This is a genomic window from Pseudomonas sp. GW821-FHT09E12 (assembly GCF_059416085.1).
In genome coordinates this window covers 665832-689106 of the sequence record NZ_JBWKOM010000002.1, presented here as the reverse complement: position 1 = coordinate 689106, position 23275 = coordinate 665832, and the positions used below count along the sequence as shown (strand labels likewise).

The 23275-nt window shown below is 64.4% G+C and carries 23 protein-coding genes; 13 read left to right on the top strand and 10 right to left on the bottom strand.

The window, feature by feature from the left end:
* Nucleotides 1-45: 45 nt before the first annotated feature.
* Nucleotides 46-996 carry a DUF1853 family protein gene (locus AC07PQ_RS08270; protein ID WP_493184900.1) on the top strand — a complete coding sequence of 317 codons (951 nt, stop codon included), beginning with the start codon at nucleotides 46-48 and terminating at the stop codon, nucleotides 994-996.
* 24 nt (nucleotides 997-1020) lie between these two features.
* On the opposite strand, the gene AC07PQ_RS08265 is transcribed toward AC07PQ_RS08270, so the two are convergent.
* The 3 genes from AC07PQ_RS08265 to AC07PQ_RS08255 form a co-directional block, all read right to left on the bottom strand.
* A complete protein-coding gene (locus AC07PQ_RS08265) occupies nucleotides 1021-2307 on the bottom strand; it encodes an arsenic transporter (protein WP_087092872.1) in 1287 nt (428 codons plus the stop codon).
* 40 nt (nucleotides 2308-2347) lie between these two features.
* Nucleotides 2348-2695: a metalloregulator ArsR/SmtB family transcription factor gene (locus AC07PQ_RS08260; RefSeq protein ID WP_493184901.1), complete on the bottom strand. Its 348-nt coding sequence runs from the start codon at nucleotides 2693-2695 to the stop codon at nucleotides 2348-2350.
* 130 nt (nucleotides 2696-2825) lie between these two features.
* Nucleotides 2826-3383: an NADPH-dependent FMN reductase gene (locus tag AC07PQ_RS08255; RefSeq protein ID WP_007920924.1), complete on the bottom strand. Its 558-nt coding sequence runs from the start codon at nucleotides 3381-3383 to the stop codon at nucleotides 2826-2828.
* A gap of 226 nt (nucleotides 3384-3609) precedes the next feature.
* Here AC07PQ_RS08255 and AC07PQ_RS08250 point away from each other — a divergent pair, with 226 nt between their 5' ends.
* Entirely contained in the window at nucleotides 3610-3846 is a 237-nt protein-coding gene (locus AC07PQ_RS08250; RefSeq protein WP_025809195.1) for a hypothetical protein, read from the top strand.
* 86 nt (nucleotides 3847-3932) lie between these two features.
* Complete coding sequence (locus AC07PQ_RS08245) at nucleotides 3933-4826, top strand: LysR substrate-binding domain-containing protein (RefSeq protein WP_493184902.1); 894 nt, start codon at nucleotides 3933-3935, stop codon at nucleotides 4824-4826.
* Here the strand turns inward: AC07PQ_RS08245 and AC07PQ_RS08240 are convergent.
* The 3 genes from AC07PQ_RS08240 to dnaQ form a co-directional block, all read right to left on the bottom strand.
* Nucleotides 4823-5413 (bottom strand): GNAT family N-acetyltransferase, encoded by a 591-nt coding sequence (locus AC07PQ_RS08240; RefSeq protein WP_007920929.1) that lies wholly within the window; start codon nucleotides 5411-5413, stop codon nucleotides 4823-4825. The genes AC07PQ_RS08245 and AC07PQ_RS08240 overlap by 4 nt on opposite strands.
* 14 nt (nucleotides 5414-5427) lie before the next feature.
* Nucleotides 5428-7683: an Orn/Lys/Arg family decarboxylase gene (locus AC07PQ_RS08235; protein ID WP_007920932.1), complete on the bottom strand. Its 2256-nt coding sequence runs from the start codon at nucleotides 7681-7683 to the stop codon at nucleotides 5428-5430.
* A 119-nt stretch (nucleotides 7684-7802) separates the two neighbouring features.
* A complete protein-coding gene (gene dnaQ, locus AC07PQ_RS08230; RefSeq protein ID WP_102679362.1) occupies nucleotides 7803-8561 on the bottom strand; it encodes a DNA polymerase III subunit epsilon in 759 nt (252 codons plus the stop codon).
* Nucleotides 8562-8756: 195 nt separating this feature from the next.
* On the opposite strand from dnaQ, the gene AC07PQ_RS08225 reads away from it, so the two are divergent.
* Nucleotides 8757-9080 carry a DUF2388 domain-containing protein gene (locus tag AC07PQ_RS08225; protein ID WP_493184903.1) on the top strand — a complete coding sequence of 108 codons (324 nt, stop codon included), beginning with the start codon at nucleotides 8757-8759 and terminating at the stop codon, nucleotides 9078-9080.
* 144 nt (nucleotides 9081-9224) lie between these two features.
* Nucleotides 9225-10175 carry a glycerophosphodiester phosphodiesterase family protein gene (locus AC07PQ_RS08220; RefSeq protein ID WP_007920940.1) on the top strand — a complete coding sequence of 317 codons (951 nt, stop codon included), beginning with the start codon at nucleotides 9225-9227 and terminating at the stop codon, nucleotides 10173-10175.
* A gap of 16 nt (nucleotides 10176-10191) precedes the next feature.
* Here AC07PQ_RS08220 and rnhA read toward each other — a convergent pair whose 3' ends face one another.
* Both rnhA and AC07PQ_RS08210 read right to left on the bottom strand, forming a co-directional pair.
* On the bottom strand, nucleotides 10192-10644 hold the full coding sequence (gene rnhA / locus AC07PQ_RS08215) for a ribonuclease HI (protein ID WP_007920943.1): 453 nt from the start codon (nucleotides 10642-10644) through the stop codon (nucleotides 10192-10194).
* 83 nt (nucleotides 10645-10727) lie between these two features.
* Nucleotides 10728-11492, bottom strand: coding sequence for a class I SAM-dependent methyltransferase (locus AC07PQ_RS08210; RefSeq protein WP_493184904.1), 765 nt, complete (start codon nucleotides 11490-11492; stop codon nucleotides 10728-10730).
* A gap of 65 nt (nucleotides 11493-11557) precedes the next feature.
* Here AC07PQ_RS08210 and gloB point away from each other — a divergent pair, with 65 nt between their 5' ends.
* The 7 genes from gloB to AC07PQ_RS08175 all read left to right on the top strand — a co-directional run bounded on the left by gloB (nucleotide 11558) and on the right by AC07PQ_RS08175 (nucleotide 21513).
* Entirely contained in the window at nucleotides 11558-12325 is a 768-nt protein-coding gene (gene gloB / locus AC07PQ_RS08205; RefSeq protein WP_007920947.1) for a hydroxyacylglutathione hydrolase, read from the top strand.
* Between the two features lie 99 nt (nucleotides 12326-12424).
* Nucleotides 12425-13879, top strand: a complete 1455-nt coding sequence (locus AC07PQ_RS08200; protein WP_493184905.1) for a transglycosylase SLT domain-containing protein — start codon at nucleotides 12425-12427, stop codon at nucleotides 13877-13879.
* Nucleotides 13880-14125: 246 nt separating this feature from the next.
* Nucleotides 14126-15955 carry an extracellular solute-binding protein gene (locus AC07PQ_RS08195; protein WP_101337780.1) on the top strand — a complete coding sequence of 610 codons (1830 nt, stop codon included), beginning with the start codon at nucleotides 14126-14128 and terminating at the stop codon, nucleotides 15953-15955.
* A complete protein-coding gene (locus AC07PQ_RS08190; protein ID WP_493184906.1) occupies nucleotides 15952-17805 on the top strand; it encodes an extracellular solute-binding protein in 1854 nt (617 codons plus the stop codon). The genes AC07PQ_RS08195 and AC07PQ_RS08190 overlap by 4 nt, the downstream gene beginning before the upstream one ends.
* Nucleotide 17806: 1 nt before the next feature.
* Nucleotides 17807-18880, top strand: coding sequence for a microcin C ABC transporter permease YejB (locus AC07PQ_RS08185; protein ID WP_007920957.1), 1074 nt, complete (start codon nucleotides 17807-17809; stop codon nucleotides 18878-18880).
* 1 nt (nucleotide 18881) lies between these two features.
* Nucleotides 18882-19901 (top strand): ABC transporter permease, encoded by a 1020-nt coding sequence (locus tag AC07PQ_RS08180; protein WP_101337778.1) that lies wholly within the window; start codon nucleotides 18882-18884, stop codon nucleotides 19899-19901.
* 1 nt (nucleotide 19902) lies between these two features.
* On the top strand, nucleotides 19903-21513 hold the full coding sequence (locus tag AC07PQ_RS08175; protein ID WP_493184907.1) for an ABC transporter ATP-binding protein: 1611 nt from the start codon (nucleotides 19903-19905) through the stop codon (nucleotides 21511-21513).
* A gap of 97 nt (nucleotides 21514-21610) precedes the next feature.
* Here the strand turns inward: AC07PQ_RS08175 and AC07PQ_RS08170 are convergent, their stop codons facing one another.
* Nucleotides 21611-21979 carry an antibiotic biosynthesis monooxygenase family protein gene (locus tag AC07PQ_RS08170; protein WP_007920961.1) on the bottom strand — a complete coding sequence of 123 codons (369 nt, stop codon included), beginning with the start codon at nucleotides 21977-21979 and terminating at the stop codon, nucleotides 21611-21613.
* A gap of 101 nt (nucleotides 21980-22080) precedes the next feature.
* On the opposite strand from AC07PQ_RS08170, the gene AC07PQ_RS08165 reads away from it, so the two are divergent.
* Nucleotides 22081-22551 (top strand): MarR family winged helix-turn-helix transcriptional regulator, encoded by a 471-nt coding sequence (locus tag AC07PQ_RS08165; protein ID WP_087092849.1) that lies wholly within the window; start codon nucleotides 22081-22083, stop codon nucleotides 22549-22551.
* A 28-nt stretch (nucleotides 22552-22579) separates the two neighbouring features.
* Here AC07PQ_RS08165 and AC07PQ_RS08160 read toward each other — a convergent pair whose 3' ends face one another.
* Complete coding sequence (locus AC07PQ_RS08160; protein WP_493184908.1) at nucleotides 22580-23188, bottom strand: GGDEF domain-containing protein; 609 nt, start codon at nucleotides 23186-23188, stop codon at nucleotides 22580-22582.
* Nucleotides 23189-23275: the final 87 nt, after the last annotated feature.

Here is a 23275-nt window from a genome sequence, read left to right as displayed (position 1 = left end):
AGACAAAATCCTTTCAGCCTCGACGTTAGGCGCTATGCTCGCAGAATGATCCTGTTTCCCGGCTTGCTCGACCTCCCCCGCCAGTTGCGCCACCCCGAAGTGCGCGACCTGGCCTGGGTCATCCTCGCGCCGCCGATGCTCGACGAGACCCCCTGGCCGCAGCGCCATCCACTGGCCGGCAGCGACTGGGTGCAGGCGCCGCAGCTGCTGGCGCACTGGCTGCGCCAGCTGGACCAGGACGGCCGTGCCCTGCGCCGCTGGCTGACCCTCGGGCCGACCAAGCGCCTGGGGCTCTACTACGAACGCCTGTGGCAATTTGCCGTACAGCACGCGCCCGGTGTCGAGCTGCTGGCGGCCAACCTGCCGATCCGCCGCGCCGGCCACACCCTGGGCGAACTGGACATGCTGCTGCGCGACCGCGACGGCATTCACCACCTGGAACTGGCGATCAAGCTCTACCTCGGCCCGCAATCGGGCAACGGCGCGGACACCGCGTTATGGCTGGGCCCCGGCTGCCACGACCGCCTGGACCGCAAGCTGGCGCACCTGAACGAACACCAGTTGCCGATCTCCGCCCGGGCCGACAGCCTGGAGGTGCTGGCGGCCATGGATATCCAGGACTTCAGCGCCCACCTGTGGCTCGGCGGCTACCTGCTCTACCCCTGGCCCGGCACCACGCAACCGCCCCGCGGCGCCCACCCGCAGCACCTGCGCGGGCGTTGGCTGCATCAGCGCGACTGGCCGGCCTTTATCGATCAAAGCCCGCCCGGGCGCTGGCAACCCTTGCCGCGCCAGGCCTGGCTGGCGCCAGCGTCCTACCCGGCGGAACAAACCTGGAGCGCCCCACGGCTGCAAGCCTGGCTGGAGGAACTCGACCCGCACGCTCCGGCGCAATTGCTGGTGCGCCTGACGGAAAACCGCGCCGGCGATTGGGAAGAAGCCGAACGCCTGTTCCTGGTGGCGGACCTCTGGCCGAATGTGCCGGGGACGGGTTGAGCCGCCCTCAGAACGTCAGTCCCCTCACATCACCGACAAGCGCACGGCCAGCGCCGCCAGGGTCACCAGCAGCACCGGCAGGGTCAGCACGATGCCGACCTTGAAGTAGCGGCCCCAGCCGATATGAATGTTCTTGCGCTCCAGCACATGCAGCCAGAGCAAGGTGGCCAGGCTGCCGATCGGGGTGATCTTCGGCCCCAGGTCGCTGCCGATCACGTTGGCGTAGATCATCGCGTCCTTGACCAGGCCGCTGGCCTGGCTGGCGTCGATGGACAGCGCGCCGATCAACACCGTCGGCAGGTTGTTCATGATCGATGACAAGACCGCGGTCAGCAGCCCCGTGCCCATGGCCGCGCCCCAGATGCCGTAGTCGGCGAAGCGGTCGAGCCAGCCGGCCAGGTGCGTGGTCAGCCCGGCATTGCGCAGGCCATACACCACCAGGTACATGCCGAGGGAGAAGATCACGATCTGCCACGGCGCTTCCTTGAGCACCTTGCGCGTGGAAATCTTGTGGCCCCTGGCCGCGATGCCCAGCAGCAGGGCCGCGCACACCGCCGAAATCGCGCTGATGGGAATGCCCAGCGGCTCCAGGGCAAAACACCCCAGCAGCAGGATGACCAGCACCCACCAGCCGGCGATAAAGGTGGCCTTGTCGTGGATCGCGCTGGCCGGCTGTGCCAGCTCTTCGGGGTCGTAGGCCTGCGGAATGTCGCGGCGGAAGAACCACAGCAACACCGCCAGGGTCGCCGCCACGCTGACCAGGTTCACCGGCAGCATCACCGCGGCGTACTGGTTGAAGCCGATGTTGAAGAAGTCCGCGGAAACGATGTTCACCAGGTTCGACACCACCAGCGGCAGGCTCGCGGTATCGGCGATAAACCCGGCGCCCATGACGAACGCCAGGGTCGCGGCCCGGGAGAAGCGCAACGCCAGCAGCATGGAAATCACGATCGGAGTAAGAATCAGCGCCGCCCCGTCGTTGGCGAACAGCGCCGACACCAGCGCCCCCAGCAACACCATGAAGGCAAACAGCTTGCGTCCGCTGCCCTGCCCCCAGCGCGCCACATGCAAGGCGGCCCAGGCGAAAAACCCGGCCTCGTCGAGCAGCAGGCTGATGATGATCAAGGCGACGAAGGTGCCGGTGGCGTTCCAGATGATCTGCCAGACCACCGGGATATCCGTCAACTGCACCACCCCGAACAGCAACGCCAGCACCGCGCCGAACACCGCGCTCCAGCCCACGCCGAGGCCCTTGGGCTGCCAGATCACCAGGGTAATGGTCAGCAGGAAAATCAATGAAGCAGTCAGCATGCCAGGCAGCCTTGAACAGAAAGTGAGGTAAAGGGGGAATTCAGCAGCAGCGCACGGGGCGATCGGCCATGGTCTGCAGGCGTTGCAGGTCAGCCTGCAGCCAGGGGCTGTTGGCCTGCAGGGTGTCCTGCAGCAGGGTGGTCACCCAGGGGGCCAACTGCGGGTGCAGCCGGTAATAGATCCATTGCCCCTGGCGGCGGTCGGCCAGCAGGCCGCAGCTGCGCAACAGCGCCAGGTGCCGGGAGATCTTCGGCTGGCTCTGCCCCAGGGCGGAGGTCAGCTCGCAGACACACAACTCGCCTTCGCGGGTCACGAGCAAGGCGATGCGGCTGCGGGTTTCGTCGGCAAGCGCCTTGAACAGCTCGGCGGGATTGAGAGAGTCGGACACCAGGGCCACTCCAGGCATTTGGAGCGGCGAATATATGAATATTCAGATATGCGGTAAAGCGCTTTTACCATGGCAAGCGGAATATCCATCACCCGCGGGAGCCGGTTGGCCGGCTCCCGCGGTAACAGGATCAGAGCTTTTTATGCTGCTCGACCCACTGGGCGTAGGCATTGATGAAGTTCTGCAGGAACGGCTTGACCGACTCGGACAGCTTGCCCGCCTCGTCGAAGGCCGAACCGGCGCCGCTCAGGTAGGCTTCCGGCTGCTGCATGCATGGCACATTGAGGAACACCAGGGACTGGCGCAGATGATGGTTGGCGCCAAAACCGCCGATGGCGCCCGGGGATGCGCTGATCACTGCCCCCGGCTTGCCGCTCCAGGCGCTCTTGCCGTAGGGGCGCGACCCCACGTCGATGGCGTTTTTCATCGGCGCGGGAACCGAGCGGTTGTATTCCGGAGTGACGAACAGCACGGCGTCGGCTGCACTCACCTGTTCACGGAAAGTCCTGTAGGCTGCCGGTGGATCCACATCGATGTCTTCGTTGTAAAGCGGCAGATCGCCGATCTCGACAATCTTCAGCCGCAGGTTGGCCGGCGCCAGTTCCGCCAGGGCCAGCGCCACTTTCCGGTTGATCGAGGCCTTTCTCAGGCTGCCCACCAGCACTGCAATCGTGTAGACGTTGCTCATAGCGAATTCCCGACTTCTGGTTGAGGAGGCTGGTAGTTATAGATGATCCACCCCGCCCACAGCCACCCGTCAAAGGAAGTTCCGTGAGCTTTTCCAGGCTTCACGCTGCTGTACGCCAACTGCAATCAGGGCCGCGGACTATTTTTTTTCCGCCGCTAAACTTAGTTCGCCCAGGCACGGTCTACAGGACCGCAAATTGAGTGTTTTATCTCCAGAGGCTCTAAAGATGGCAGCAGTACTCGTCGGACAATTTCATGCAAGGGACGCGGAAGGCCGTGTCTATTCGGTGCATGAGTTCCAGGAATCCACCCCCTCGCCAGAGGGCATCGCCGGCTCGGAGCCTGTCACCACCTATCGCCTGGCCATTGGCGATCGCGTCAACAAAATGGACGACAACCAGTTTCTCCTCGTGCAGTCGGGCATCACCCTCATTCGCGAACCCGAGACCATCCTTCCTTCATAACGTACCGTTATGAGCAGAAGTCATAGGCGCGGACATGGGTTAGGATTCAGTGTGAATCCCCCACCGGCTGGACATGGACTTCAAGCATGCGTTTACGTCATATCGAAGTGATTCAGGCGCTCCTGCAAACCGGACACCTGGGCACGGCCGCCGAGCTGCTGCAATTGCCGGTGGCCGAGGTGGAAACGATCCTGCGCGACGCCGAAAGCCAATCGGGCTTCATGCTCTTCGCCAGTGTTCGCGGACGCCTGCAAGCCACCCGCGAGGCCCGCGAGCTACAGCCGGCGATCGCCACCCTGTATGACGCCTTCGAACCGGTGCAACGCCTGGCCGACAGCCTGAAGCAATACCAGGCGCCGCCCTTGCGCATCATCGGCACCCCGCCCCTGGCCCAGCAGCTGTTGCCGCAGAGTATCGCCGCCCTGCGCCGGCGCTTTCCCGACACCCCGTGCCACCTCGCCAGCCAGGCCACCCGCGACATGGTCAAGAGCCTGTTGCTGCGCGAAGGCGATCTGGGCCTGAGCCTGCACAACCCCGATCACCCCGATATCCAGTGCGTGGCCCTGGCCCAGGGCAAGCTGCAATTGCTGGCGCCCCACGGCTGGCTGCAACCTAAGCAGAAGTACATTTCCCTGCAGGACCTGGCGGGCCAGGCCATGGTCGGCCTCGAAGGCCAGGACCCGCTGAGCGTGGCCCTGGACAGCAAGCTGCAGAACCTGCGCCCGAGCCCGACCATCCACACCCGGGTGCAAACCCACCAGATGATGCGCAGCATGGTCGAGGCCGGCGAAGGCCTGGCGATTGTCGACCCCTTCACCGCCCTCGGGGCGCGCGAAGGCGGGCTGGACGTCTGCCCGCTGTCGCCACCGATCCCGGTCACCCTCTATGCGCTGATCCGCGGCGGCAGTCCATCCTCGCCAACCCTGGAAGCGCTGCTGGAAACCCTCACGGAAAAGGCTGAAGGGATGCTGGCCGGCTAGGCCCCGGCTTGCCGCGCCAGCTCGTCGTTGAACAGCCGATACCAGAAAATCGCCACCTCGGCCGTGGTCGGATCGATCCCGCGGTAACGCAAGTGATCGATGCCGCCGACCACATAACCGCAGCGCTCGTACAAGCGGCAGGCCCCCAGGTTGTTGTTCTGGGTCTCGAGCATGATGCCCGGCAGTTTTTTCTTGCGGCTCCAGAACTGCGCCACGTCCAGCAAGGCCTTGGCCACCCCGTGGCGTCGCGCCGGCGCATGCACCGCCAACTCGTCGATATGGGCGTAGCCGTTCCAGTTGGTGCTGACCACCACATGGCCGACCGGTTCGTCGTCCAGGTAGGCCATGAACACCGCGCTATCCGCGGCATCGCGATAGCTGCTGAACTCTTCGGGGTCGATGCCGTAGCACTTGCGGTACGGGGTAATGGGGTGCAACGGCCACTTGGCCACCACCTGCTCGCTCTGTGCCTGGGCATAGGCGCTGACTTCGAAGCTGAAATCGCTGCCCCAGACATACGCGGCGAAACCGTCGTCGGCAACGCGCACCGACAGGCCGGGGTACTTGGGATTGATCATTGGCTGCATAGCGGGAAACGTCCTCAAACCTTGATGCAATCGACGGTGTACTGCCGCCCATTGCCTTCGTCTTCATGCTGCAATCCATGCACATCCGCGACAAAGCCGGGAAAGCTGCTATCGAACGTACGGGCGAAAGCCAGGTAATCGATGATCGAGCGGGTCGACTCGGTGAAGCGCTCGCCCGGCATGATCAGGGGAATACCCGGCGGGTACGGCACCAGCATCACCGCCGCCACCCGCCCGGCGAGGGCATCGATGGACACGGCCTCGACCTCGCCCCGCACCAACTGATCGTAGGCGTCGGCGGGCTTCATCGCCACCTCCGGCAGCACGGTGTACATGCGCTTGAGGTGCTTGGCCGTGGCATTGCTGCGGTAGCAGGCATGCAACTGATCGCACAGATCGTGCAGGCCCATGCCCTGGTAGCGCGCCATGTCCTGCTGGGCGATGCTCGGCAGGCAGGCGGCGAGGCTGACGTTGGCGTCGTAGTTGCGCTTGAACTCCAGCAACTCGGTCAGCAGGGTGCTCCACTTGCCTTTGGTGATGCCCATGGAAAACAGCACCAGGAACGAATACAGGCCGGTCTTTTCCACCACCAGGCCGCGCTCCCAGAGAAACTTGCTGACCACCGCCGCCGGGATCCCGCGCTCGCTCAAGGCACCGCCGGCGGTAAGCCCGGGCATCACCAGGGTAACCTTGATCGGGTCCAGCAGCACATAGTCGTCGGTCACCCCGGCGAACCCGTGCCACTCGCCTTCCGGCTCCAGCAGCCAGTCCGCGGTGCTGACCCGGTCGATGCCTTCCACCCGCTCCGGTTGCCAGATGGAAAACCACCAGTCGTCCGCGGCGATGTGCTGGCGCAGGTTGGCCAGGGCCCGGCGAAAGCTCAGGGCCTCGTCGAACATTTCCTGCAGCAGCGAGCGCCCCGCCGGCCCCTCCATCATCGCCGAGGCCACGTCCAGCGAGGCGATGATGCTGTACTGCGGCGAGGTGGAGATGTGCATCATGAAGGCTTCGTTGAAGCGGTCGCGGTCCAGCTGCCGGGCGCCGCCGTCCTGCACATGGATCATCGAGGCCTGGCTGAAGGCCGCCAGCAGCTTGTGGGTGGAATGGGTGGTGAACACCAGCGGGCTGTCGGCGCTGCGCGAGGTGCCCATGCCGTAACGCCCCTCGAAGAACTCATGGAAGGCCGCGTAGGCGTACCAGGCCTCGTCGAAATGCAGCACCTCGACGCTGTTGCCCAGGCTCTGCTTGATCAGCTCGGCGTTGTAGCAAAGGCCGTCGTAGGTCGAGTTGGTGACCACCGCCAGCTTGACCTTGGGCGGCCGCCCCTGGGTCAGCGGGTTGGCGTCGATCTTGGCCTGGATCGACTCGCGGCTGAATTCGCTCAGGGGGATCGGGCCGATGATCCCCAGCTCGTTGCGCTCCGGACAGAGGAACAGCGGGATGGCGCCGGTCATGATGATCGAGTGCAGCACCGACTTGTGGCAGTTGCGATCCACCAGCACCAGGTCATCGCGACCGACCATGGAGTGCCAGACGATCTTGTTGGCGGTCGAGGTGCCGTTGATCACGAAGAAGGTGTGGTCGGCGCCGAAATTGCGCGCAGCCCGCGCCTCGGCTTCCGCCAGGGGCCCGGTGTGATCGAGCAGCGAACCCAGCTCCGGGACCGACACCGACAGGTCCGAACGCAGGGTGTTTTCGCCGAAGAACTGGTGGAACGCCTGGCCCACCGGGCTTTTGCGATAGGCCACGCCACCGCCGTGCCCCGGGGTGTGCCAGGAATAGTTGGAGTCCGCCGTGTGCTGCACCAGCGCCTTGAAGAATGGCGGCAACAGGCCATCGAGGTAATTGCGCGCCGCCCGCGCCACCTGGCGCGCCAGGAACGGCACCGTGTCTTCGAACAGGTAAAGAATGCCGCGCAGCTGATTGAGTTCGCTCATGGCGTCGGCCGGGGCATTTTCCAGGGTCACCTGCTCGCCCAGGGCGAAGATCGGCAGGTTCGGCGCGCGCACCCGGGCCAGACGGATCAGCTCCACCATGTTCTGCAGCAAGTGGGTGTTTTCCCCGGCGCCTTCGGCGGCGATCAGCATGCAGGCCAGGCCGTGATGGGTCGAGGCCACCAGGCGCCCTTCGGCGTAGTCCACCGCGGAAAAGATGCTGAAGCCTTCCTGCTCCAGCTCCCTGGCGATCCCCCGCACCCGGTCGCCGGCGACGGTGTCGGCCTTGATGTCGCGATGCACGATAAGGACGGGGAATTTCAGGTCTTTGTACATGGCACCAGGCATCCTGAGGCGGCGGACAAGGGTCCGCCAATCACCTCAGGGTAGAAGCTCGGGGGCCGGCGCGGAACCCCGTCAACGACCTCCTGTAACAAAAGGTCGCCCACGAACAACTACTGCTGCTGGGCCTTGGCTTCGGCCAGCTGGGTCCAGAGCGCCGGGGCACCGGCGGATTTGGCGATGATCTCGAGACGCACCTGGTGCTCGACCAGTTCGGCTTCGCTGGCACGAATGACCCGCCCGCGCTGGCGATCCGCCGACAGACGCCGGATTTCGCTGGCACTGTTGCCCGAACCTTCGCTGCCGTTGCCGTCCGAAGCGTTGCCGGCCAGGGACAGGCTGGTCTGGCCACCGGTCATGGTCAGGTAGACGTCGGCGAGAATCTCCGAGTCGAGCAAGGCGCCGTGCAGTTCACGGCCGGAGTTGTCGACGTCATAGCGCTTGCACAAGGCATCGAGGCTGTTGCGCTGGCCGGGGTGGCGTTCCCGGGCCATCAACAGGGTGTCGAGGATGGTGCAGTGCTGGGTGATGTCGGCGCGGTCGTGGCGGCCCATCAGGGCGAATTCGTTGTTGATGAAGCCAACGTCGAACGCCGCGTTGTGGATGATCAGCTGCGCGCCCTGGATGAACTCGAAGAACTCGTCGGCGACTTCGGCGAAGCGCGGCTTGCCCACCAGGAACTCGTTGGTGATGCCGTGGACGCCGATCGCGCCCTCGTCGCTCTCGCGATCCGGCTGCAGGTAGACGTGGAAATGCCGACCGGTCAGGCGCCGTCCCATCAACTCGACGCAACCGATTTCAATGATCCGGTGGCCGTCGGTCACCGGCATGCCGGTGGTTTCGGTATCGAGTACAACAGATCTGTTGGCCATCAGGGGTCAATTCTCAACGGTGGAAGTCTTTCAAGGCGCGGGATTTTAGCACGCTCTCGCGGCATGGCACGCATGGCGGATTCTCCTGGCCCCGGCGTGCGCAGTTTTTAACAATCATTCGCAAAGCTCATGCAGTTCGCCTCACAGGGGCTTGTTAGGGTGCCCGACCATATTTTCAGCGGACCTCGCCCCGTTATGACCCCCAGCAAAACCCGCCTGAGCTTGCTGCTCTGCGCCTGCCTGTTCGCCGACATCGGCCAGGCCACCAGCCTGGTGATCAGCACCGACATCACCATGAGCCTGGCCTTGAGCACAACCGAAGGCAGTTCGAAAGCCACCAGTTCCTTCAAGGACGACAAACTCGTGCTGGCCGCCAGGACCGATGCCGCGGCCTTTGTCGCCAGCGCCGGCGAGATCCGCGGCGCCCAGCTGGAAGCAGCCATGCGGCACATTCGCCAGACGCTCGGCAACCCAGGGTACTCCGACCTGCAACTGGCCAGCGCCATCCTCACCCTTTGACCGTCCCGGAACAGGATCACTAATTCACCCCGCGCATTACGCGCTTCTTTAACTGAGCGAGGTCATTGCGCTACCGTACGGCCCACTCAGGCGGGCGGGGGCTGGCACCCGGCCTTGCGCTCATTTCCAGGAAACCGCCCTCCCATGCTCGAGACTCGACAGATGCTCCCACTGCTGCTGGCCGCGGCCTTCATCAGTGGCTGTTCTTCCCTTCCGGCAACCGACAGCGACGCCGGGCCACGGCCGCTGATCGTCGCCCATCGCGCTGGCGCTGCGGACTTTCCCGAGAACACCCTGCTGGCCATCGACAACGCCCTGCGCAACGGCGTCGACATGCTCTGGCTGACGGTGCAACTGAGCCGCGACGGCGTGCCGGTGCTGTATCGACCGGCGGACCTGAGCGCCAATACCCCGGCCTCCGGCGCGGTCAGCGAGAAAACCCTGGCGCAGTTGCAAACACTGAATGCCGGCTGGAACTTCAAACAGACCGCGGCCGATGGCCAGGTGACCTTTCCCTATCGCTCCCAGGCGGTGACCATCCCCTCATTGCAACAGGCGCTGGCAGCGATCCCCGGCTCGGTGCCGGTCATTCTCGATATGAAGGCCCTGCCCGCCGCGCCCCAGGCCAAGGCGGTCGCCCAGGTGCTGGAGCAACTGCATGCCTGGAACCGGGTGCTGATCTACTCCACCGATGCCAGCTACCAGCAGGCGTTCGCGCACTATCCGCAGGCGCGGCTGTTCGAATCCCGGGACAACACCCGGGATCGCCTGGCCAGCGTCGCCCTGGCCCACAGCTGCACGGCGCCGCCGGCGCCAGACAGTTGGGTGGCCTTCGAGTACCGGCGCCCGGTGCAGCTGGTCGAGGCCTTCACCCTGGGCGAGGCCCGCTCCAAGGTCGATGCCCGGCTGTGGACGCCTGCCGCGGTGGATTGCTTCCAGTCCCGGGGCAAGGTGCGGATGCTGGCGATCGGGATCAATACGGCCGAGGATTACCAGGCGGCCGCCTGCCTGAAGATGGACGCGGTGCTGGTGGATTCGCCCCGCGCGATGCGGGAAGTGAAGCAGCGGCTCGAACGGCCGCTGCGCTGCAACTGACTACAAGCTCAACGCATCAGGCCTGCTTGTAACCGCGCACCTCGTCGACGCCGCGGTTGGCCAGTTGGTCGGCCCGTTCGTTGCCGTGGTGGCCGGTATGGCCGCGCACCCATTTCCAGGTGACCTGGTGACGGTTGACCTGCTCATCGAGCTGCTGCCACAGGTCGGCGTTTTTCACCGGCTCCTTGGCCGCGGTTTTCCAACCGCGCTTTTTCCAGTTGGCCATCCACTCGTTGATGCCCTTCATCACGTACTGCGAGTCGGTGACCAGCACCACCTGGCACTCGCGCTTGAGCTCTTCCAGACCGCGGATCGCCGCCATCAGCTCCATGCGGTTGTTGGTGGTGTTGGCCTCGCCGCCCCAGAGTTCCTTCTCCACGCCCTTGAACACCAGCAGTGCGCCCCAGCCTCCCGGGCCAGGATTGCCCTTGCAGGCGCCGTCGGTGAAGATTTCTACGCTATCGCTCATGCCAGACTTCCAATCGAAAATACCTGTGGCTTGCCGATCGTCGATCGACAACGCCCAAGCCGGGCAGGTTCGGCCCGGCTGAATTAAAGAGGGGGTTCGCTGTGCCGGCGGTTGACCTTGGCCATCGGCAGCGGCACCAGCTTGCCCATCGGCTCGCGGCGTACCTGGCGCACCGGGCGCAGGCCGACCACTATCTTGCGCGCCACCAGCAGGTAGAAGCCGCCGCCGGACAGTTGCCAGTCGCCGGCCTTGCGCTCCCAGCCGGCCAACCGAGCCTGCCAGGCCGCCGAGGCAAGCGGCGGACGATAGCACCCGAAGCGGCGTTTCTCCAGCGCGAAGCCCAGCAGGTTCAACCAGTCGGCGACCCGCGACGGGGAAATGCAGCGCGCCTTGCGCAAGGCGTCATGGGCGAACGCATGCCGCAGGCCCCAGCTGCTCCAGGGATTGATACCGAGGATCAACAGATGCCCGCCCGGTCGCACGGCGCTGGCGGCTTCGCGCAGCAGGCCGTGGGGCGACAGGCAGAAATCCAGGCCGTGCTGCAGCACCACCACATCGGCAGCATGCTCGCTGAGCGGCCAGGCCTGCTCCTCGCAGACGATCTCGACACCGGGCAGCGGCGCGCCCAGGCGGACATTGCGCTGCACCTGGGGCGCCGCCGGCGGGGTTTGCGCCGACGGGCCGTAATGCACCAGGTAGCCGCCGAAGAAGCGCCCCAGCTCGTCGTCGAGCATGCGCCGTTCTTCATCCAGCAGAAATTGCCCCAGTGGCCCGGACAGCCACTCACGGGCGGCACTGATCAGGGCCAGCCAGTCAGGATCGGCCTGAGCGAACGCTTTATCGGTCATTGCATTCTCCAACCCGCCAAGAAGTTCTAAGATGCGCCAATGTTTTCCGCTTGGCGACTCCAACGATGATACAGATCAGTGCCCTGCCCGCGTTCACCGATAACTACATCTGGTTGTTACAGGACCACAGCCATCAGCGTTGCGCAGTGGTCGACCCGGGTGACGCCGCACCGGTGCAGGCCTGGCTCGCCGAGCATCCGGGCTGGGTGCTGAGCGATATCCTGGTGACCCATCACCACCACGACCATGTCGGCGGTGTCGAACAGCTGAAAAAAACCAGCGGCGCCAAGGTCTGGGGCCCGGCCAACGAAAATATCCCGGGGCGCGACGTGGCCCTGAACGACAACGACCGGGCCAGCATCCTTGGCTGGGACTTCGACGTCTACGCGGTGCCCGGGCACACCCTGGGGCATATTGCCTACTACCATCACGGCCTGCTGTTTTGCGGCGACACCCTGTTCGCCGCCGGTTGCGGGCGCCTGTTCGAGGGCACGCCGGAGCAAATGCACCATTCGCTGAGCCGCCTGGCCGCGTTGCCCGCGGACACCCTGGTGTACTGCACTCACGAATACACCTTGAGCAACCTGCGTTTTGCCCAGGCGGTGGAACCGGATAACCCGGACATCGCCGAGCGCCTGCGCAAAGTCAGCGAACTGCGGGAAAACGGCCGCATGACCCTGCCCTCCACCCTGGCCCTGGAAAAGCTCACCAATCCTTTCCTGCGTACCGGTGAAACATCCGTTAAACAAAAAGCGGACGAACGGAATGGCCTCGATAACCGGGCCCAGAGTGCGGTTTTTGCTGCCTTGCGGGCTTGGAAAGATAAGTTCTAAGCAGGTTGCGGGTTGGTACGAAAATTCTGAATGGTTGACCGCACCGGGTGCGCTTTCTAGAATCGCCCGACATTTTTGCCCGGAACTTACTTCCAGCCAATGTCGTCATCTATTCGTAAATCCATCAATTCAGACGCATTGACGCGGTTGGCTCAAGCCATCGCGGTGGCTGTGTCCGCCACCCTGGCGGGCTGCCAAAGCACGAGCCACGTCCCGCAAACCGACGCTTCGCACACCCAGAATTTCAACGCCCGCATCAAGCAGAAACCCATCTGGCTGAATGAAAAACCCAGCCCGCAATTGCCCCAGGACGTCTGGGAGCGCATGCGCGAAGGTTTCCAGTTGCAGGAAGGCATCGGCGTCAACCCGCGCATCGAACAGCAGCGCCTGTGGTTCGCCAGCAACCCCTCGTTTCTCGAGAATGCCAGCGAACGCGGCAGCCTCTATATCCACTACATCGTCGAACGCCTTGAAGAACGCAACATGCCGCTGGAGCTGGCCCTGCTGCCAGTGATCGAGAGCGCCTACAACCCGATGGCCTATTCCCGGGCCGACGCGGTGGGCCTCTGGCAGTTCATCCCGTCCACCGGTCGTTCCTTCAACCTGCGCCAGACCCGCTTCTACGATGGCCGTCGCGACATCACCGCCTCGACCACCGCGGCCATGGATTACCTGACCCGCCTGCATGACATGTTCAACGGCGACTGGCTGCTGGCCCTGGCGGCCTACAACGCCGGCGAAGGCACGGTCAGCCGGGCCATCGAGCGCAACGAGAAGCTCGGCCTGCCCACCGACTACTGGAACCTGCCGCTGCCGTCGGAAACCCAGGCCTACGTGCCCAAGCTGCTGGCCCTGTCCCAGGTGGTGCTGGCGCCGGAAGCCTATGGCGTGAACCTGAACCCGATCGCCAACGAACCCTACTTCCAGGTCGTCGAGATCAACCAGCGCATGGACCTGTCCAAGGTCGCCGCGGTGGCCAATATCGACGAAGACGAGCTGTTCCAGCTCAACCCGGCCTTCAAGCAGCGCACCACCATCGACGGTCCCCAGCATCTGCTGGTGCCGACGTCCAAGGCGCAACTGCTGAGCGCCAGCCTGTCGACCATGAAACCCGAAGAGCTGATCAGCCAGCGTTCGTTCAAGCCGGTGTTCGAGGGTGCCGACAGTCGCGAAATGGCCCAGGCCAAGCGCAACTATCGGGTCAAGCGTGGCGATAACCTGTCGCAGATCGCCAAGGCCAACAAGGTCGACGTCAAGGACCTGCAACGCTGGAACAAGCTCAGCGGCAAGCAACTCAAGGTCGGCCAGACCCTGGTCATGCAGGACACTCGGGCCAAGGCCAGCAGCAAGACCAGCGCCAAGGCTTCCGGCAAGAAGACCCTGGTCGCCAGCGCCGACAAGAAGTCGACCCAGTACAAGGTCAAGCAAGGCGATTCGCTGTACATGGTGGCCAAGCGCTTCAACGTCGAGATGCAACACCTCAAGCGCTGGAATCCCCGCGCCGGCCAGGCCCTCAAGCCAGGCCAAATGCTGACCGTCTACCTGCCTCACTGATCCCCCAGAGCCCTATCTGTAGCCGCTGCTGCAGGCTGCGATAGGGCCGCAGGCCCTCCTGCGACAGGACGATCGCCGCGACCGTACCGGTCGATCGCAGCCTTCGGCAGCGGCTACGGATTGCGCTGTATCCAGCGGCGACAAGCAAATGTCGTGACCAGCCCGGGGCGGCCTTTTTCCTGTCGATACAAGCTGTTACTGTACGGAGCACAAAGCCCAAGCCGCCTGGATCGGATCTCTGACTTGATGCGTCCCCTCCTCCTGTCCCTAATCAGTCTGGCCTTGAGCTTTCCCGCAAGCGCAACGATCACTGAAAGTCATGGTTACGCGCAGTTCGGCACGCTCAAGTACCCCGCCAAATTCACCCATTTCGACTGGGTCAATCCCGCCGCGCCCAAAGGCGGGACCTTGCGGGTCATGGCGTTTGGCACCTTCGACACCCTCAACCCCTACACCTTCAAGGGCAGCAGCCCGGTTTCCACGCCCAACTTCCTGCAATACGGGGTCAACGAGCTGAACGAGCCGCTGATGGTCGGCACCGGCCAGTACGCGCCGTCCGGCGACGAGCCGACTTCCAGCTACGGCCTGATCGCCCGCTCCGTCGAATACAGCGAAGACCGCAGCTGGGTGGTGTTCAACCTGCGCCCCGAGGCGCGCTTCCACGATGGCCAGCCGATCACCGCCTACGATGTGGCGTTTTCCTATCGGCTGCTGCTCAAGGAAGGCCACCCGCAATACCGCACCAACCTGCAGGAAGTGCAGCGGGTGGACATCCTCGGCCCGCAGCGCATTCGTTTTGTCTTCAAGCGCTCCGGCAACCCGCTGCTGATCCTGCGCCTGGGCGAACTGCCGGTGCTGCCGCAGCACTATTGGAAAGATCGCGACTTCAAGGCCACCACCTTCGAGCCGCCTCTGGGCAGCGGCCCCTACCGCATCACCCGGGTGCAACCGGGGCGCTCGCTGCTGTTCGAGCGGGTCAAGGACTACTGGGGCAAGGACCTGCCGGTCAATCGCGGCTTCAACAATTTCAACAAGGTCGCGGTGGAGTTCTACCGCGACAGCGACGTCGCCTTCGAAGCCTTCAAGGCCGGCGAGTTCGACATCTACATCGAACACCAGGCGAAGAACTGGGCCAACGGCTACAACTTCCCCGCGGTCAATCGCGGCGACATCATCAAGGCCCAGGTGGCGCACCAGATCCCGACCCAGACCCAGGGCCTGTTCATGAACAGCCGCCGGGCGATCTTCGCCGAGCGCAAGGTGCGCGAAGCCCTGGGCCTGATGTTCGATTTCGAGTGGACCAACCGCACCCTGTTCAGCGGCGCCTACAAGCGCGCGACCAGCTACTACCCCAACAGCGAGTTCTCCGCCACGGGCCTGCCGGTCGGCCATGAATGGCTGCTGCTCTCGCCCTACCGCGAGCAGTTGCCCGCCAGCCTGTTCACCCAGCCCTTCAGCCTGCCGCAGACCGACGGCCGCGGCATCCCGCGGGCGACCCTGCGCCGGGCCCTGGGCCTGCTCGCCGAAGCCGGTTGGAAGCTCAACGGCCAGCGCCTGCTCGACAGCAACGGGCAGCCGCTGCGCTTCGAGCTGCTGTTGGTCAACCCGAACCTGGAACGGATCCTCCAGCCCTACGTCGAGAACCTGGCCAGCATCGGCATCGACGCACGCCTGCGCACCGTGGACCGGGCGCAGTACAAGCAGCGCCTGGACCAGTTCGATTTCGACATGATCCTCATGACCCTGAACCAGACCCTCAGCCCGGGCCTGGAGCAATGGCAGTACTTCCACTCCAGCCAGGTCGGGGTCAAGGGCAGCAAGAACTATGCGGGCATCGACAATCCCATCGTCGATCACCTGCTGGAACGCCTGCTCGCCGCGCAGAGCCGCGACGAGCAACTGGCCGCCGGTCGGGCCCTGGATCGGGTGCTGCTGTGGCAGCACTACATCATCCCCAACTGGTACCTCAACTATCATCGCCTGGCGTACCGCAACCGGTTCGCCTTCGTCACCACGCCGCCCTACCAACTGGGCCTGAGCGCCTGGTGGCTGAAGTCTCTGGAGAAAGCCCAATGATGCCCCTGCGTGCCCTGCTCCCGTGGGCCGGCGGCGTGCTGCTGACGGGGATCGCCTGCCTCGCCCAGGCCACCCCGCAACACGCCCTGACCCTGTACAACGAACCGCCGAAGTACCCGGCGAACTTCAAGCACTTCGCCTACGTCAACCCGGACGCGCCCAAGGGCGGCACCTTCCGCGAGTCCGGCTTCGGCGGCTTCGACAGCCTCAACCCGTTCATCAACAAAGGCGTGCCGGCGGACAATATCGGCCTGATCTACGACACCCTGATGCGCCAGAGCCTGGACGAACCCTTCACCGAATACGGCCTGATCGCCGGACAGATCGAGAAAGCCCCGGACAACAGCTGGGTGCGTTTCTACCTGCGCCCCGAGGCGCGCTTCCACGACGGCCATCCGATCCGCGCCGAAGACGTGGTGTTCAGCTTCCAGACCCTGATGCAGGCCGGCGCGCCGATGTACCGCGGCTACTACGCCGATGTCGAGGACGTGATCGCCGAAGACCCGCTCAAGGTGCTGTTCAAGTTCAAGCACACCAACAATCGCGAGCTGCCGCTGATTCTCGGGCAGCTGTCGATACTGCCCAAGCACTGGTGGGAACACCGCGACTTTTCCAAGGGCAACCTGGAAATCCCCCTCGGCAGCGGCCCGTACAAGGTGGTCGAGGTCAAGGCCGGACGCTCGGTGCGTTATGAGCGGGTCAAGGATTACTGGGGCAAGGACCTGCCGATCAACCGCGGCCAGTTCAACTTCGACGTCATGGCCACCGACTATTACCGCGACAACACCGTGGCCCTGGAAGCCCTCAAGGCCGGCCAGTTCGACTACTGGCTGGAGACCAGCGCGAAAAACTGGGCCAACGCCTACAACATCCCGGCCGTAGCCGAAGGCCGGCTGATCAAGGAACAGATCCCCAACGGCAACCCCACCGGCATGCAGGGCTTCGTCTACAACATCCGCCGCCCGCTGTTCCAGGATGTGCGAGTGCGCAAGGCCCTGAGCCTGCTGCTGGACTTCGAATGGACCAACAAGCAACTGTTCAACGGCGCCTACACCCGCACCCGCAGCTACTTCGAGAACTCGGAAATGGCCGCCACCGGCTTGCCCGACGCCGACGAACTGCAGATTCTCGAACCGCTGCGCGGCAAGATCCCCGACCAGGTCTTCACTGAAGCCTTCCAGCCCTCGGTGTGCGATGGCAGCGGCATGATCCGCGCCCAGCAGCGCCATGCCTACCAGCTGCTGCAGGAAGCCGGCTGGCGCATCGTCGACGACAAGATGGTCGACGCCCAGGGCAAGCCGGTGGTGATCGAGTTCCTGCTGGCCCAGACCGAGTTCGAGCGCGTGCTGCTGCCGTTCAAGCGCAACCTCGCGGATCTCGGGATCGACCTGGTGATCCGCCGGGTCGACGTTTCCCAGTACATCAACCGCCTGCGCTCGCGGGACTTCGACATGGTGGTCGGCGGCTTCCCGCAATCGAGTTCGCCGGGCAACGAGCAGCGCGAATACTGGAAGTCCTCCAGCGCCGACAACCCCGGCAGCCGCAACTTCATCGGCCTCAAGGACCCGACCATCGACGCCCTGGTGGAAGACCTGATCAACGCCGACTCGCGCAAGAGCCTGGTGGCCCATGCCCGCGCCCTCGACCGGGTGCTGCAATGGGGCTACTACGTGATTCCCAACTGGCACATCAAGACCTGGCGCGTGGCCTATTGGGATCACATAGGCCACCCGAGCGTCTCGCCCAAGTACGACGTCGGCATCCAGACCTGGTGGATCAAGCCCGACGCCAAGCCGGCCGTGACCCCGGACACCCACTCGCAGGCCGCCCCCGACGGCGTGGAGCAATAAGATGCTGGCCTACATTCTGCGGCGACTGCTGCTGATCATCCCCACGCTGTTCGGCATCCTGCTGATCAACTTCGTGATCATCCAGGCCGCGCCCGGCGGCCCGGTGGAACAGATGATCGCCAAGCTCGAGGGTTTCGAAGGCGCCACCAGCCGGATCGCCGGCGGCGGCGCCGAAGTCTCGGTGGCCGGGTCCAGCTACCGCGGGGCCCAGGGCCTGGACCCGGCCCTGGTCAAGGAAATCGAGAAGATGTACGGCTTCGACAAGTCGGCGCCGGAACGCCTGTGGATCATGATCAAGAACTACGCGACCCTGGATTTCGGCGACAGCTTCTTTCGCGACGCCAAGGTGGTCGACCTGATCCGCGAAAAGCTCCCGGTGTCGATCTCCCTGGGGCTGTGGAGCACCCTGATCATGTACCTGGTGTCGATCCCCCTGGGGATCGCCAAGGCCACCCGCCACGGTAGCCACTTCGACGTCTGGACCAGCTCGGCGATCATCGTCGGCTACGCAATCCCGGCGTTCCTGTTCGCCATCCTGCTGATCGTGATGTTCGCCGGCGGCAGTTATTTCGACTGGTTCCCGCTGCGCGGCCTGACCTCGAACAACTTCGACCAGCTGAGCTGGGGCGGCAAGATCCTCGACTACTTCTGGCACCTGGCGCTGCCGGTGACCGCCCTGGTGATCGGCAACTTCGCCACCATGACCCTGCTGACCAAGAACAGCTTCCTCGACGAGATCAACAAGCAGTATGTGGTCACCGCCCGGGCCAAGGGCCTGACCAGGCGCCGCGTGCTGTACGGCCATGTGTTCCGCAACGCCATGCTGCTGGTGATCGCCGGTTTCCCCTCGGCCTTCATCGGCATCTTCTTTACCGGATCCTTGCTGGTGGAGGTGATCTTCTCCCTCGACGGCCTGGGCCTGATGAGCTTCGAGGCGGCGATCAACCGCGATTACCCGGTGGTGTTCGGCACCCTGTTCATCTTCACCCTGCTGGGGCTGGTGGTGAAACTGATCGGCGACCTGACCTACACCCTGGTCGACCCACGCATCGACTTCGAAAGCCGGGAGCATTGAGATGAACCTGTCCCCCCTCAATCGCCGGCGCTTCGAACTGTTCAAGGCCAACAAGCGCGGCTGGTGGTCGCTGTGGCTGTTCCTGGTGCTGTTCGGCCTGAGCCTGGGCGCCGAGCTGATCGCCAACGACAAGCCGCTGGTGGTGCACTATGACGACGGCTGGTACTTCCCGGCGCTCAAGCGCTACCCGGAAACCACCTTCGGCGGCGAGTTCCCCCTGGAGGCCAACTACAAGAGCCCGTACATCCGCGAACTGCTGGCGGCCAAGGACGCCTGGGTGCTGTGGGCGCCGATCCCGTTCAGCTACCAGAGCATCAACTACGACCTGAAAGTCCCGGCCCCCGCGCCGCCCTCGGCGGACAACCTGCTGGGCACCGACGACCAGGGCCGCGATGTGCTGGCGCGAGTGATCTACGGCTTCCGGGTCTCGGTGCTGTTCGCCCTGACCCTGACCGTGCTCAGTTCGATCATCGGCGTCATCGCCGGGGCGCTGCAGGGCTTCTATGGCGGCTGGGTCGACCTGGCCGGGCAGCGCTTCCTGGAGATCTGGTCCGGGCTGCCGGTGCTCTACCTGTTGATCATCCTCGCCAGCTTCGTGCAGCCGAACTTCTGGTGGCTGCTGGGGATCATGCTGCTGTTCTCCTGGATGAGCCTGGTGGACGTGGTGCGCGCCGAGTTCCTGCGCGGGCGCAACCTGGAATACGTGCGCGCCGCCCGCGCCCTGGGCATGCAGAACGGCGCGATCATGTTCCGCCATATCCTGCCCAACGCCATGGTCTCGACCATGACCTTCATGCCGTTCATTCTCACCGGCGCCATCGGCACCCTGACCGCCCTCGACTTCCTCGGCTTCGGCCTGCCCCCCGGCGCGCCGTCCCTGGGCGAACTGGTGGCCCAGGGCAAATCCAACCTGCAGGCACCCTGGCTGGGCATCAGCGCCTTTGCCGTGCTGGCGATCATGTTGAGCCTGCTGGTATTTATCGGCGAGTCCGCTCGCGATGCCTTCGACCCGAGGAAATGAAATGAATCAGGACAATCTGATCGAAGTCCGCGACCTCGCCGTCGAATTTGGCGTCGGCGAGCACACGCAACGGGTGGTCGAGGGCATCAGCTTCGACATCAAGCGCGGCGAAACCCTGGCCCTGGTGGGAGAAAGCGGTTCCGGCAAGTCGGTGACCGCGCACTCGATCCTGCGCCTCTTGCCCTATCCGCTGGCCCGCCATCCGTCCGGGACCATCCAGTACGCCGGCCAGGATTTGCTGACCCAGAAAGAAAAAACCATCCGGCATATTCGCGGCAACCGCATCGCCATGATCTTCCAGGAGCCGATGACCTCGCTCAACCCGCTGCACAGCATCGAGAAGCAGATCAACGAGGTGCTGGGCCTGCACAAGGGCCTGATCGGCAAGGTCGCCACCCGGCGCACCCTGGAGCTGCTGGAGCTGGTGGGCATCCCCGAGCCGCACAAGCGCCTCAAGGCCCTGCCCCACGAGCTGTCCGGCGGCCAGCGGCAACGGGTGATGATCGCCATGGCCCTGGCCAACGAGCCGGAACTGCTGATCGCTGACGAGCCGACCACCGCCCTCGACGTCACCGTGCAACTGAAAATCCTCGAACTGCTCAAGGAGCTGCAAGCGCGCCTGGGCATGGCCTTGCTGCTGATCAGCCACGACCTCAACCTGGTCCGGCGCATCGCTCACCGCGTCTGCGTGATGCAGCGCGGCTGCATCGTCGAACAGGCATCCTGCGAAGAGCTGTTCCGCGCGCCGCAGCATCCCTACACCCGCGAACTGCTGGCGGCCGAGCCCAGCGGCAAGCCGGCGAGCAATGTGGTCGGCCCGCCGCTGTTGCAGGTCGAGGACCTGAAGGTCTGGTTCCCGATCAAGAAAGGCCTGCTGCGCCACACCGTCGACCATGTGAAGGCGGTGGACGGCATCAACTTCAGCCTGCCCCAGGGCCAGACCCTGGGCATCGTCGGCGAAAGCGGCTCGGGCAAATCCACCCTGGGCCTGGCGATCCTGCGCCTGATCGCCAGCAAGGGCGCCATTCGCTTCGAAGGCCAGCAACTGGACGGCCTGTCGCAACAGCAGGTGCGGCCGTTGCGCCGGGAGATGCAGGTAGTGTTCCAGGACCCCTTCGGCAGCCTCAGCCCGCGCATGTGCGTGAGCCAGATCGTCGGCGAAGGCCTGCGCATCCACAAGATCGGCAGCGCCGCCGAGCAGGAACAGGCAATCATCGAAGCACTCAAGGAAGTGGGGCTGGACCCGGAAACCCGGCACCGCTACCCCCACGAGTTCTCCGGCGGCCAGCGCCAGCGCATCGCCATCGCCCGCGCCCTGGTGCTCAAGCCGGCGCTGATCCTGCTGGATGAGCCGACCTCGGCCCTCGACCGCACCGTGCAGCGCCAGGTGGTGGAGCTGCTGCGCAAGCTGCAGGCCAAGTACAACCTGACCTACCTGTTCATCAGTCACGACCTGGCGGTGGTCAAGGCCCTGAGCCACCAGTTGATGGTGGTCAAGCATGGCCAGGTGGTGGAACAGGGCGACGCGCAAGATATCTTCGCCGCGCCGCAGCATCCCTACACCCGGCAGTTGCTGGAGGCCGCGTTCCTGGTGCCGGCCAGCGAGGCATGAGCGCTCGCTGGCCTGCTGTACCGGCCGGCGAGCGCGGATGCAGCAGTGACCGGCAGGCACCTCACGGCCGCAACCACCTGGGCCAGGTATCGGCTGCCTAGGCGACGCAGATGCCCGGTACCGCGACCTTCTGGAACAGATGCGGGGAAGCGACCGCCGAGGACGGATAGTGCGAAAGCTTGGCCCTGAACTCCGGATGCACGAAGGCCGCCCGGAAATGCGCGTTGGACTCCCAGACCGCGTAATTGAGATAGGTCGGGCTTTCGCCGATGGCGCGATGCAGCTGGGTGGAAATGAACCCCGGCTGTTGCTTCATAAAACTGGCATCGTCTTGCCAGGCCTGCAGGAAGGTCGGCTCGTCGGCCTGGTCCAGGGTGAAGACGTTGATCAGGATGACCGGCGCGGCTTCGAGCGTAATCTGGCGATCGATCGGAAAGGCGGGGTCCATAGGGCGAATGAGAGACATGGCAGGCTCCAGGTGTGAGGGCTGAATTCGCAATCAAATTGCTATATTGACATCATGATGTCAATATCCCTGAAGAATCATTTTGTCTGGATAACGACGTTATGCACGAACCTGAACCCACCCCCGCCGGGGCTGCCCTGACCGACTTCATTCTGAGTATGTTCCGGGCCAGCAACCTGACGCTGGCCTGGGGCGACCGGATAGTCGCCCCCCTCGGGCTGACCAGCGCCCGCTGGCAGATTCTGGGCGCGATCGTGGCGGCAGAGCGCCCGCAGCCGGTCGCCTGGCTCGCTCGGGACCTGGAGGCCAACCGACAGAATGTCCAGCGCATCGTCAACGATCTGGAGAAGGAAGGACTGGTGACCTTCCAGCCCAACCCGCATCACCGGCGCGCGCAGCTCGTGACGCTGACAGACAAGGGTACGGCAGCCTTCAATGAGGCCATCCGCCTGTACACCCCGCTGGTCAACGATTTGTCGGCCGGACTTGAAGTTGAAGACATTCAAACGGCCCTGCGCGTGATCACCGAGTTGCGAAACAGGCTCCAAGGGCAGGCTGGCACCGAGCAATAACCCGCCGTATTGCGTCTCGGCCCAACATTCACGCCTTGAACAGCGGCCCGCGGCCCGGTCTGCTCATGGTCTGGTCGGCGTTCGCCAGCAAGGTTTCCACATCGGCCGGCCGGGCCGGATCGAACTCGATCTGGCCGATGCTGAAGCAGATGTCGTAAATGCACTGCTGGGTGGCGGTGCGCTCGTCGAGGATGGCCTGCAGGCGGGTGATGATCGCCAGCTTTTCCATCCGTTCCGAGCCGGTCAGCAGCACCGCGAAACGCTGGTACTCCAGATGCCCGACCACGTCGCTTTCGCGAAAGGCGATGCGCAGGCCGTCGGCGAAGGTCTTGAGCGCCGCCTCGCCTTCTTCCGACCCATAAGCGCGGGCGATACGGTAGATATCGTCAAGATCGAACAGCAGCAAGGTCGCCGGGCAGTTCAGGTCCTTGCAGGCCTGCAGCGCATCGCCGGCCAGCACCGCAAAGCCGTGCGAGTTGGGCAGCAGGGTCAGTTTATCGAGGTTGGCTACCTGCACCGCGGCCAGCTCCTGCTCGGCCCGACGGTTCTGATCGCGCAACAGTTGCCGGGACGGGTCGTCCGCCTCCGGGGCTGGCACCTGGTTCGGTGCCTGGACAGGCTTGTCTGGGGAAAACATCGCACACTCCATTGGCGGGTATCACCTATAGAGCTTAGTTGCCGAGGCCTGCGACTGCCCCGCAACCAGCCCTCGCTGGGGGCCCCA

Excerpts from the sequence above, each read along its gene's own strand:
- AC07PQ_RS08190 (WP_493184906.1), top strand. The coding sequence starts at position 15,952 with ATGATGCCCCTGCGTGCCCTGCTCCCGTGGGCCGGCGGCGTGCTGCTG.
- AC07PQ_RS08250 (WP_025809195.1), top strand. The coding sequence starts at position 3,610 with ATGGCAGCAGTACTCGTCGGACAATTTCATGCAAGGGACGCGGAAGGC.
- AC07PQ_RS08200 (WP_493184905.1), top strand. The coding sequence starts at position 12,425 with ATGTCGTCATCTATTCGTAAATCCATCAATTCAGACGCATTGACGCGG.
- AC07PQ_RS08195 (WP_101337780.1), top strand. The coding sequence starts at position 14,126 with ATGCGTCCCCTCCTCCTGTCCCTAATCAGTCTGGCCTTGAGCTTTCCC.
- AC07PQ_RS08180 (WP_101337778.1), top strand. The coding sequence starts at position 18,882 with ATGAACCTGTCCCCCCTCAATCGCCGGCGCTTCGAACTGTTCAAGGCC.
- dnaQ (WP_102679362.1), bottom strand. The coding sequence starts at position 8,561 with ATGGCCAACAGATCTGTTGTACTCGATACCGAAACCACCGGCATGCCG.
- AC07PQ_RS08165 (WP_087092849.1), top strand. The coding sequence starts at position 22,081 with ATGCACGAACCTGAACCCACCCCCGCCGGGGCTGCCCTGACCGACTTC.
- AC07PQ_RS08160 (WP_493184908.1), bottom strand. The coding sequence starts at position 23,188 with ATGTTTTCCCCAGACAAGCCTGTCCAGGCACCGAACCAGGTGCCAGCC.
- AC07PQ_RS08255 (WP_007920924.1), bottom strand. The coding sequence starts at position 3,383 with ATGAGCAACGTCTACACGATTGCAGTGCTGGTGGGCAGCCTGAGAAAG.
- AC07PQ_RS08235 (WP_007920932.1), bottom strand. The coding sequence starts at position 7,683 with ATGTACAAAGACCTGAAATTCCCCGTCCTTATCGTGCATCGCGACATC.
- AC07PQ_RS08185 (WP_007920957.1), top strand. The coding sequence starts at position 17,807 with ATGCTGGCCTACATTCTGCGGCGACTGCTGCTGATCATCCCCACGCTG.
- AC07PQ_RS08240 (WP_007920929.1), bottom strand. The coding sequence starts at position 5,413 with ATGCAGCCAATGATCAATCCCAAGTACCCCGGCCTGTCGGTGCGCGTT.
- AC07PQ_RS08210 (WP_493184904.1), bottom strand. The coding sequence starts at position 11,492 with ATGACCGATAAAGCGTTCGCTCAGGCCGATCCTGACTGGCTGGCCCTG.
- AC07PQ_RS08225 (WP_493184903.1), top strand. The coding sequence starts at position 8,757 with ATGACCCCCAGCAAAACCCGCCTGAGCTTGCTGCTCTGCGCCTGCCTG.
- AC07PQ_RS08245 (WP_493184902.1), top strand. The coding sequence starts at position 3,933 with ATGCGTTTACGTCATATCGAAGTGATTCAGGCGCTCCTGCAAACCGGA.
- AC07PQ_RS08220 (WP_007920940.1), top strand. The coding sequence starts at position 9,225 with ATGCTCGAGACTCGACAGATGCTCCCACTGCTGCTGGCCGCGGCCTTC.
- AC07PQ_RS08270 (WP_493184900.1), top strand. The coding sequence starts at position 46 with ATGATCCTGTTTCCCGGCTTGCTCGACCTCCCCCGCCAGTTGCGCCAC.
- rnhA (WP_007920943.1), bottom strand. The coding sequence starts at position 10,644 with ATGAGCGATAGCGTAGAAATCTTCACCGACGGCGCCTGCAAGGGCAAT.
- gloB (WP_007920947.1), top strand. The coding sequence starts at position 11,558 with ATGATACAGATCAGTGCCCTGCCCGCGTTCACCGATAACTACATCTGG.
- AC07PQ_RS08170 (WP_007920961.1), bottom strand. The coding sequence starts at position 21,979 with ATGTCTCTCATTCGCCCTATGGACCCCGCCTTTCCGATCGATCGCCAG.
- AC07PQ_RS08265 (WP_087092872.1), bottom strand. The coding sequence starts at position 2,307 with ATGCTGACTGCTTCATTGATTTTCCTGCTGACCATTACCCTGGTGATC.
- AC07PQ_RS08175 (WP_493184907.1), top strand. The coding sequence starts at position 19,903 with ATGAATCAGGACAATCTGATCGAAGTCCGCGACCTCGCCGTCGAATTT.